Annotated in this window: 8 protein-coding genes; 3 read left to right on the top strand and 5 right to left on the bottom strand. The window is 37.1% G+C overall.

The features are described from left to right. Nucleotides 1-348: 348 nt before the first annotated feature. A complete protein-coding gene (locus A6M13_RS11945) occupies nucleotides 349-1,539 on the bottom strand; it encodes a YecA family protein (protein WP_066546592.1) in 1,191 nt (396 codons plus the stop codon). A 261-nt stretch (nucleotides 1,540-1,800) separates the two neighbouring features. Here A6M13_RS11945 and A6M13_RS11950 point away from each other — a divergent pair, with 261 nt between their 5' ends. After that, complete coding sequence (locus A6M13_RS11950) at nucleotides 1,801-2,982, top strand: CaiB/BaiF CoA transferase family protein (RefSeq protein ID WP_066546601.1); 1,182 nt, start codon at nucleotides 1,801-1,803, stop codon at nucleotides 2,980-2,982. A 150-nt stretch (nucleotides 2,983-3,132) separates the two neighbouring features. Then, nucleotides 3,133-3,552, top strand: coding sequence for an organic hydroperoxide resistance protein (locus A6M13_RS11955; RefSeq protein WP_066546603.1), 420 nt, complete (start codon nucleotides 3,133-3,135; stop codon nucleotides 3,550-3,552). Nucleotides 3,553-3,665: 113 nt separating this feature from the next. Here A6M13_RS11955 and A6M13_RS11960 read toward each other — a convergent pair whose 3' ends face one another. After that, entirely contained in the window at nucleotides 3,666-4,481 is an 816-nt protein-coding gene (locus A6M13_RS11960; RefSeq protein WP_066546604.1) for a hypothetical protein, read from the bottom strand. 306 nt (nucleotides 4,482-4,787) lie between these two features. After that, nucleotides 4,788-5,708 (bottom strand): LysR family transcriptional regulator, encoded by a 921-nt coding sequence (locus A6M13_RS11965; protein WP_066546606.1) that lies wholly within the window; start codon nucleotides 5,706-5,708, stop codon nucleotides 4,788-4,790. 135 nt (nucleotides 5,709-5,843) lie between these two features. Here A6M13_RS11965 and A6M13_RS11970 point away from each other — a divergent pair, with 135 nt between their 5' ends. Then, nucleotides 5,844-7,034, top strand: a complete 1,191-nt coding sequence (locus tag A6M13_RS11970; protein WP_066546609.1) for a coenzyme F420-0:L-glutamate ligase — start codon at nucleotides 5,844-5,846, stop codon at nucleotides 7,032-7,034. Between the two features lie 204 nt (nucleotides 7,035-7,238). Here A6M13_RS11970 and A6M13_RS11975 read toward each other — a convergent pair whose 3' ends face one another. Further along, on the bottom strand, nucleotides 7,239-8,354 hold the full coding sequence (locus A6M13_RS11975) for an S-layer homology domain-containing protein (RefSeq protein WP_066546611.1): 1,116 nt from the start codon (nucleotides 8,352-8,354) through the stop codon (nucleotides 7,239-7,241). A 208-nt stretch (nucleotides 8,355-8,562) separates the two neighbouring features. Next, entirely contained in the window at nucleotides 8,563-9,672 is a 1,110-nt protein-coding gene (locus tag A6M13_RS11980) for an S-layer homology domain-containing protein (RefSeq protein ID WP_066546613.1), read from the bottom strand. Nucleotides 9,673-9,848 lie beyond the last annotated feature (176 nt).

A 9,848-nucleotide genomic window follows, 5' to 3' on the forward strand; every position in this document is an offset into this window, starting at 1 on the left:
TTCATATAAAAACGTAGTTGATTTACACAGAAAAAAACCAAGTGACAAAAGGGAGTCACTTGGTTGTACAACAACTCAGTTTCATAAGGGGTGGGGTAACGACGAAGAAAAGGGGGAAACTTCGTTTTAAGGCCACCGCTTATCTTGAAACTTCGGAGTACATAAGTTGTCTATACACTTATATTACCCAATAGTATTTTTTGTAACCATCATTTCAAAGAAAAAGCTAGACTATTGCCGTATGTTTTTTGTCATGATATCAAAAACGCATTAGCATATATCCCCCATAAAATCGATATGCTATGGTTTGATCAGCGATAGCCGTACTACAAACGATATCGTGTGACGTTAACTAAAAATATATTGGCGACTATTAATTGGTGCGCCACAACATTTCTTAAACTTCTTACCACTACCACATATACATTTTTCATTACGTCCTGGCTTTAAGCGTAAAATTAATTCTTGTCGTGCATTTTCACGTTCAATCGCAGCCGCGTCTTCTTGATCTTCAAAAGCTTGCTTCCATGTAGTTAATGATGGATGTTCCTTTTTGTGATAGTGATAAAGGCTATAATAATAATGCTCTAAATCAATAAATGTCGGCTCATACCCTTCCTCTTCAAACGCTTCGATTAATGGGAAAGCTTTGTCGCTCAATAAATAACAAAGCGTTTCAAGAATAATTGCTTGGTCTTCAACAGACACATGTTCAAAGGCATCAACAATCGCTTCAATCGCCTTTTCAGAAGCAATACCTTGCATCACTTTTAAGCTAAAAACAAATGAATCTTCAATAAGTAAATATGGTTTGACAGCTTTGACGGCTTTTTTCGAGCCAATCGCAATATAATAATGAGCAACTTCTTCAGCTAATACGTCCATATCGCTCGCTAATAAAATCGAGAACTTTTCAATATAGTCATCCATTTCAAAATGAGCGGCGGCACGAATTGCAAAAACAGCTTCATAGTCCTCAAAGTCTTCGATAAATTTACGCTTCTTTAATGTATCTTTCACTGTCTCTTCTGTATATAAGCCAACTTTAATAAGACGGTCTTGAATGCGTTCAGCTGATAACATATAAGTTGCGTTAAACTTAGAATCACTTTTTAATGCCTGCATGACGTCATAATACATTTGCTCTAATTCTTCATCACTACTTGATGCAACAGCAATATTAAAGCGCAAAAATTCCTCATCAATACGCCCTTCTAATAGCTCTTGGTTTTCGCAAATAACCGCTGTGCTTAAACGTTCAAAGAAACGCGTTAATAGCATTTGCTGTCTATAATTCAGCAATGTCTCTAACTCTAATAATAAAGGCAATGTTTCCTTGTTCACTGCTTTTGCATTACCATACACTAAAAACGAACGGATTAAATGTGGAAACGAAATTGCGGTTTCCAATGCACGGTTCAGTAATTTAGACGAAACATTAGGTTGATTTTGCACAGCTTGAAGCGCAAATTCATACATTATTTTTTCATCTTGTGATACTAAGGAACGTAATTCCTTCATCCATTCTTTATTCGCCATACAAGTCATCCCCTCACGAGTAAATTCGGTACACTTCATAATTAGAGCCATCCGTATATGTATTGTAACACAACGTTGTTAGAGTATTTCAATAATTTTATTCACGTGTTACGTAACATATTTTCTATTTTTTAACGTTTTTTTCTACTATAATAATTAAATAGAGATGTTCATTTATATTTTTATCTGTTATACTACAGATTACATATGCAACATCTGTATTACATCAAAATGATTTTTAAACAAAGGGGGAAGTTTGAAATGGCTATTTTAGACGGTTTAAAAATTCTTGATTTTTCAGGCGCTTTACCTGGTCCTATGGCAACGATGATTTTTGCTGATTTAGGTGCGGACGTTATTCGTATTGAGTCCTCTCGACGACTTGATTTAACGCGTATTATGCCACCATATACGGAAGAAAAGGAATCGTATATTCATCAGCATCTTAATCGTTCAAAACGTTCATTAACACTTAACTTAAAATCGAAGCCAGCTGTAGAGGTCATCAAAAAACTTATTTTAGAATATGATGTTATTGTGGAAGGTTTCCGACCAGGTGTGATGAAGCGTTTAGGGCTAGACTATGAAACGTTAAAAGACATTAATCCAAAGTTAATTTATTGCTCGATTACCGGTTACGGACAAACAGGACCATATGCATTAAAGGCAGGTCATGATAATAACTATTTAGCAACAGCGGGTGTCCTCGACCATGCCCGTCACGCTGACCGTAAACCAGTGGCACAAGGTATCCAAATTGCAGACATTGCCGGGGGGACAATGCATGCAGCGATTGGTATTTTAGCAGCCGCACTAAAACGAACACAAACAGGTACAGGTCAAGCAATTGATATTAGTATGACAGATGCTGCTTTTACACTGAACGCGCTATACGGTACGATGTATTTAGGAAGCGGACAAGAGCCAAAACCTGAAAAAGAAATTTTAAATGGCGGCACGTATTATGATTTTTATAAAACAAAGGACGGTCGCTTTTTCGCTGTTGGGAGCTTAGAACCACAATTCCGCAAAAAACTTTGCGAGGCACTCGACATTCCAGAAATTATTGATAATACATTCAATGATTCTCCGTATACACAAGAACGCTTTAAAATCGCAGTCACTGATGCTTTTTGCTCAAAAACATATGAAGAGTGGCTACATGTATTTGATGGACAGTTTGACGGTTGTGTAGAGCCGGTTCTTACATTTAAAGAAGCATGCGAGCATCCACAGCTACGTGCACGCAATATGCTAGTAGAAGTGCCAACAGAAAACGGCATTCAAATTCAAATTGGCTCGGCATTTAAGTTCAGTGACGACACACCTAATTATAAATATGTTGGCGCCAAAATCGGACAACACAACGAAGAAATTTTACAAAGCTTAGGCTATAGCCTTGAAGAAATTCATCAGTTGGAAGAACAATTTATTTTACGCTAACGATTAAAAATCCGCCTCCTCTACAATGAGATAGCGGATTTTTAATCCGTTTGAATGACCCTATAAACTTATCCTTATAAATGATGTATGTTTTATGGCATGTTGTGGTGGGTAAACATGTACTGTCACACTTGAAAGGAGCTAATCATAATGGCTACAACATTATTTACGGCAGCAGCGACAGCGTTTGGCGGTCGCGAAGGAAAAGTACATTCAGAAGACGGTGTTTTACAACTCGAAACAGCAATGCCGGGTACACCTCGTGCTAGCAAAGTCGAAAATGCGACAAATCCAGAACAACTATTTGCAGCAGGATATGCAGCGTGTTTTGATAGTGCGTTACAATCGGTTGCACGCCAGCAAAAAGTAAAATTCGATTCAGAAGTTACGGCTAATGTCAGCTTGTTAAAAGGCGACGATGGCTTTTCACTTGCTGTAACGCTTCAAGTAAAGGGCACAAATATTGAACGAGCACAACTCGAAGAACTTGTTCACCAAGCACACCAAGTATGTCCGTACTCAAAGGCAACACGTAACAATATTGATGTAACGCTTGAAGTCGTGGAGTAATTAAATAGCTTTATTATCGTATAAAAAATACCATTCGGACATAATCGCCGAATGGTATTTTTTCACTGAATTTATTGGCGCCATCTCTGTTAACAAGAGGCTTCAATAATCCTTTAAATATATTGTAGTCGCTTTTGCACTTTTCGTTGCATTTTCATCGCAATATTGTGCATCTTCGCCTGATCGAAATGTTCATAGTAATCACGTAAAAATTCATAATAACCCCATTTATATAACAGGTTCAACACTTTTCGGTGAAGAGGACGTTGCTGTGGATTTGATAAATAAATATAGTAGGCTTCGGTCTTCCCTTGTACGGAATTATAGACCGAACAATAAATAACAGGTTCTTCATCAAAATCAACTTCAAAATACTCTAACCAATACGTCGAGTTAGAACCTTCGACATACGCTATACGCTTTGGCAAAATCGGTAAAGCCTGTAGTTGAAGCTGCTCTAATTGCTGTTGAAGGTCGATACGATCATGCTCATTATTTACATATGAATAGACCGCACGCAAATTTTGTAGCACTGGATTTAATGAAATACGACCTAAAAACGTCACGATTTTCATTTGTTCACTCGTTAAGTCCACAACAAAAAGAATATCTTCATCCAAAACCCAAATATTTTCATTCATTTTTCGGAAACGCCAAGGCTGTAGCATTAAAATAGAACTAAGTAACGGTTGCAATGTACTTTTTTCAACGATTGGACCTACACGTGTATTCCATCGTTCATAAGCATGCGCCGAAATATGTAACGTTTTTGAACGCTTGCTACGTTGCGCATGTTTAAATTGACGAGCGTATGTATCAAGTTGAGATTGATATTTTACATTCAGGGCATAAAGAAATGTTTCTGCATATTTTTGTTTTGCAATTTTCAAATTCGCAATCATATTGAGCGAAATTTCATCCATTTTCATGTGAGCACCTCGCCATGCTTTTTTTAGTATTATGCCATTTAGTGATGGTCACAAAATGTCCCTTTAACATATTAGAATAATTTTTTATATGATATTTCTCCTAATAATGTTTATGATAACAAATACCTTTACATACTTCACCTATAAATCGACTTTTTTAACAAAAACAGTACAAAATCTTCAAACTTGCATTTTATTGTATCGTAATATTTCCAGAAAAGTGACATCGTCTTAAATTTCTGATTACTCAAAAAGGAAGATAGAATCAAAAACAAATTACGAACTCATTCCCTTTAGACCTATAATTTATACACCATTGCGTTTTTTCCCTTTATTTTGGAAATAGCGGGCGTCTAATAATTGGATAAATGTTTTTGTCGCACGAGACATTGGAATATTTTTGAATGTGCATATACCTAGGCTTCTTGATGGTATAGGTTGTTGTAATGGTATTTCATGTAAAATACCTGTCATTAAATAGTCTTTTGCAAATTCCTTTGTAACGCAAGCAATACCTAAATTAATACGTGCAAATTCCAATACTAAGTCATGTGACCCTAAATCAAATTCTGGTGATAGTTCATAACCTTTTTGTCGCACATATTTTTCAACATATTGGCGAGAATTCGAACCTTCCTCTAAAAAAATAAGCGGCATACGCAATAATGTTTCAAGCGCAATCGGTTGCTGTGCTAAGTTTTTATATTTATCCCCACATACAAAAATATCTTGAATATCTTCACATGGGTATACATGAAGCTGTTCATCTTCAATCGGTAAATTACAAATGCCAACATCCGCTTCCCCCGCTTTTAAAAACGATACAATTTCACGTGTAGTACCGTTCATAATTTTTAATTTAATGCCAGGGTAACGCATATGGAATTTCTCCAAATACGAAAGTAAATAATAACGTGCTACCGTATCTCCCACCCCAATCCGCAGCTCGCCCGTCATTAAATTTTGAAATTCGTCCATTTTCACTTCAGCAGCTTCTAATAAACTAAGCGCTGATGTGACATATTCATGTAACATTTCCCCTTCATTTGTTAAATGTACCCCTTTTGATGTTCGTGTAAATAAATATGTTTTTAGCTCGCGTTCTAAATTGGCAATCGCCTGACTGACTGCTGGCTGTGTCATATATAGCTCTTTTGCAGCCTTCGAAAAGCTCTCATGCTTACTAACCGTATGAAATACACGATATAAATCTAATTTACCAACCACGATATAACTACTCCTTATATATACTATTATTTTTATTAATTTCTCTTATACCTTTAAATTTAGTATAGTTAAACCATATTGAAAAAATCAATGAAATTTACATATTCATGTTCATTTATAGAGGAGAGAATTATTTTGACACGTGTAGTAGGTACAGTAGTTCGCGGTCTTCGCGGTCCAATCATTAACGAAGGTGACGATATTCAAGAAATCGTTGTAAATACAGTTTTAGAAGCTGCAAAAGTTGAAGGTTATGCTATTCAGGATAAAGACATTATTACAATTACAGAATCAGTTGTTGCGCGTGCACAAGGTAACTACGCATCAATCGACGATATCGCTGCTGATGTAAAAGCTAAATTTGGCGATGAGCCAATCGGTGTTATTTTCCCGATTCTTTCTCGTAACCGTTTTGCAAACGTACTACGTGGTATCGCACGTGGGGCTAAAAAAATTGTATTAATGTTAAGCTACCCTGCTGATGAAGTTGGGAACCACTTAGTTGATATTGATGAGTTAGACGTAAAAGGTGTTAACCCATGGACAGATACATTAACAGAAGCACAATTCCGTGAGCACTTCGGCTACAAAAAGCATACTTTCACAGGCGTTGACTATATCGAGTATTACAAAGAGTTAATCATTGCTGAAGGTGCAGAGGCTGAAGTAATTTTCTCAAACAATGCAAAAACAATCGTAGACTACACAACATCTGTATTAGCTTGTGACATTCACTCTCGTTTCCGTACGAAGCGTTTAGTAACAGCTGCTGGTGCAACAACAGTGTACTCTTTAGACAATATTTTATCTGAATCAATGAACGGTTCTGGCTTCAATGCGGAGTACGGTTTATTAGGTTCAAACAAAGCGACAGAGGAATCAGTAAAATTATTCCCACACACTTGTCAGCCAATCGTTGACGGTATCGCAGAAAAATTACAAGCAGCTACAGGTAAAAACATCGAAGTAATGATTTACGGCGATGGTGCGTTTAAAGATCCAGTAGGGAAAATTTGGGAGCTCGCTGACCCAGTTGTTTCTCCAGCCTTTACTGCTGGTTTAGGCGGTACACCAAACGAAGTAAAACTAAAATATTTAGCTGACAACAATTTCTCTCACTTACGCGGTGAAGAATTAAAAACAGCTATCCAACAACATATTAAAAACAAAAACGAAGACTTAGTTGGCGCAATGGAAGCACAAGGGACAACACCTCGCCAATTAACAGATTTAATCGGTTCACTATCTGACTTAACGTCTGGCTCTGGTGATAAAGGTACACCAATGATTTATATCCAAGGTTATTTCGACAACTACACAAACTAATTTCTTTAAAGCCATCCTCTCTTTTGTTATGAAAGAGGGATGGCTTTTTTTATACTCGGGAAGTCGTCAAAAAAAGTATAGGCTTACATCGGTTTATTGATTGATCTACTTTTATCACTCCATAACATAAACGCATAAAAAAACCCCCGTACCATTCGCGCGAAAACGAATGGTACGAGGGCTTACTTACATTTTATACAATTGTTAACGTGCGCGTTTCGTTAGCCATGTTACCCAATAACCTCGGCTGTCTTTTACACCAATAATCCCGTAGTCTTTTGCAATATAAATTTCATTCGTATTCATTTTTACAAGCTGCCCTCGGTCATTATAAATCGGCCATGCTTCCTCAAAGATGACCACATCTTGGTAACGAATACCGGCTAGACGTACTTGTTCATGTGTACTTAAAATACGTAAACGTTCTTGCTGTCCTTCAGAATCATTTAGTGTATTATATTTTGTACCGACTGTAAATGGATACGATGAAAAGATACCGACATCCGAATTTTGTACCCCTTGCACCCAGCTACCGTCACCTAAAATATAGACGTCTTTTGACATTAACATACCTGTATGTTCATTATATAAATCCCAATAATCATACGTAGTGCTACCTTCTTTTGTTGAGCTGTCAAATACCATACGATAATCGTCGCCCTCTATTGTTTCATAATAATACGTATAACCCGTATGTGGCTTATAGTTTCCCGCTTTTAACGACATCGCTCTCGCTAAAAAGGCTGAGAAATGTGCACGTGTTAATAATTGGTTCGGCTTAAACTGCTGTGAGTTTTGTCCGTCACTATAGCCTTGTGCAATCTTGTTCATCGTTACTAGCTGAATCGGTGTATAAAATGCATTTGCTTTCGGCACATCTGTATAGCTTACCGCGTTATTCGCAATCGACTTTAAATTAAACGCCTGTGCTAATATTTTTGCCATAAAGGCACGTGAAATACTTGATTCTGGCTTAAAGTATGTCGCTTCACTAAAAATGCCAGCTGTGTACGCTGCCGCAATCTCCTTATAGTATGGATGAGTAGTCGGCACGTCTGCATAGCCTGGATTTTGTAGGTTCGTTGTTGGTAAATTCAATGCCTTCACCAACATCGCTGCAATATGCTTTTTCGCGATTGGAGCATTCGGTTTAAATGTCCCATCACTATATCCATTAATCACACCTGCACTCGCTAAATATTCAATTTCTACTTGCAAAGAATGATTTGCACCAACATCTTTAAATTCTGCTGCACTTGTAACCCCAGCAAAGCTAAACATCATTATAAAGGCTAAAGTTACAGCTATTATACGCTTCATAAATTCTCCTCCTTTTCTTTTATTTTATGTTATCATTTTTATCAGAATATTCATATAAATGTTAATACCCATTAATTACCATTTTTTAACTACCAAAAGTAATACATAAAAGCAGAACTTTAGTCACAGAAATGTTTTATTTACTATTTACATAAAGACCCCCATCCGGCCTCTATAGGGGGATGGGGGTCTTTCAAAATTTTTGAAGTTATTGCACCGAAGTAGCTACGCGATCTGTTAACCAATACGTAAAGTAACCGTCTGTATTTTTGTAAGCAATAATACCATAACCTTTTGCAATATACGTTGTTACTGTATCAATTTTGCCGCCACCTGCATCAAATGTCTCTGCTACAATGACAACATCATTATACACTTTACCTGCAATCGTTACGCTCGTTTTCGTATCTAGTACGCGTTGTGTTAAATACGCAGTTTGGTGCTCTTGTCCACGTGTATCGACCTTTTTACCGATTGTGAATGGAAACGCAACGGATGTACCGATATCTGATTGCGGTACCCCTTCATAAAAACGATTCGGACTATATAAGTACATTAAATAATCCATTTGTTCATTCGTTGCATCTTCGTAAACATTCCAATACTTATATACGCTTTGGTCAACTGCTGTTTGGCCATCTAATTCACTACGGTAACGATAATTTCCGGCATCCTCGTAGTAGTACATATAATTCGTATCAGGCGTGAAGTCCCCGCCAACAAGTGACATTGCACGAGCTAAAAAGGCACTGAAATGCGCGCGTGTAATTAATTGGTTCGGACGGAATGTACCGTCTTCTGGATAGCCTTTCGCAACATTATTCATCGTCACTAGCTGAATCGGTGAATAAAATTCATATGATGTCGGCACGTCTTTATACGTCACTGCATTATCTGCAATTGATTTTAAGTTAAATGAATGTGCTAAAATTTTCGCCATAAATGCACGTGAAATGCTTGAGTCTGGCTTAAAGTTTGTGGCGTCACCAAAAATCCCAGCTGTATACGCTGCGGCAATTTCTGTATAGTACGGGTGTGTTGTCGGAACATCCGCATAGCCTGGATTTTTAATATCCGTTGTTGGTAAGTTCAATGCTTTCACAAGCATTGACGCAATATGCTTTTTCGAAATCGGGTCGTTCGGACGGAATGTACCGTCTTCGTAGCCACGAATAATTTCTTTATCTACTAAATATTCCACTTCAATAACTAGCGAATGATTGTCATTTACATCTGGAAACTTTGCAGCACTTGCTGGTAAAGCTGCTGTAACTACAAGTAATGCTGCGGTCAAACTAACGATTAATTTTTTCATCATTATTCGCCTCCCTTTTTTATTTGTAGAACAGTATTTATTATAACGGAAAATACGCATTGTTTATTTAATTACACGCTTCTTTTTTTATTACAAATATATGACAGGAAATAAGAAAGTGCGACAAAAAGAAATGAGCTTGGGACAGAAGGATAATCCAAATCAATCCCACCGATGTT

The organism is Caryophanon tenue (assembly GCF_001700315.1).
GTDB lineage: Bacteria > Bacillota > Bacilli > Bacillales_A > Planococcaceae > Caryophanon > Caryophanon tenue.

Excerpts from the sequence above, each read along its gene's own strand:
- A6M13_RS11945 (WP_066546592.1), bottom strand. The coding sequence starts at position 1,539 with ATGGCGAATAAAGAATGGATGAAGGAATTACGTTCCTTAGTATCACAA.
- A6M13_RS11950 (WP_066546601.1), top strand. The coding sequence starts at position 1,801 with ATGGCTATTTTAGACGGTTTAAAAATTCTTGATTTTTCAGGCGCTTTA.
- A6M13_RS11955 (WP_066546603.1), top strand. The coding sequence starts at position 3,133 with ATGGCTACAACATTATTTACGGCAGCAGCGACAGCGTTTGGCGGTCGC.
- A6M13_RS11960 (WP_066546604.1), bottom strand. The coding sequence starts at position 4,481 with ATGAAAATGGATGAAATTTCGCTCAATATGATTGCGAATTTGAAAATT.
- A6M13_RS11975 (WP_066546611.1), bottom strand. The coding sequence starts at position 8,354 with ATGAAGCGTATAATAGCTGTAACTTTAGCCTTTATAATGATGTTTAGC.
- A6M13_RS11980 (WP_066546613.1), bottom strand. The coding sequence starts at position 9,672 with ATGATGAAAAAATTAATCGTTAGTTTGACCGCAGCATTACTTGTAGTT.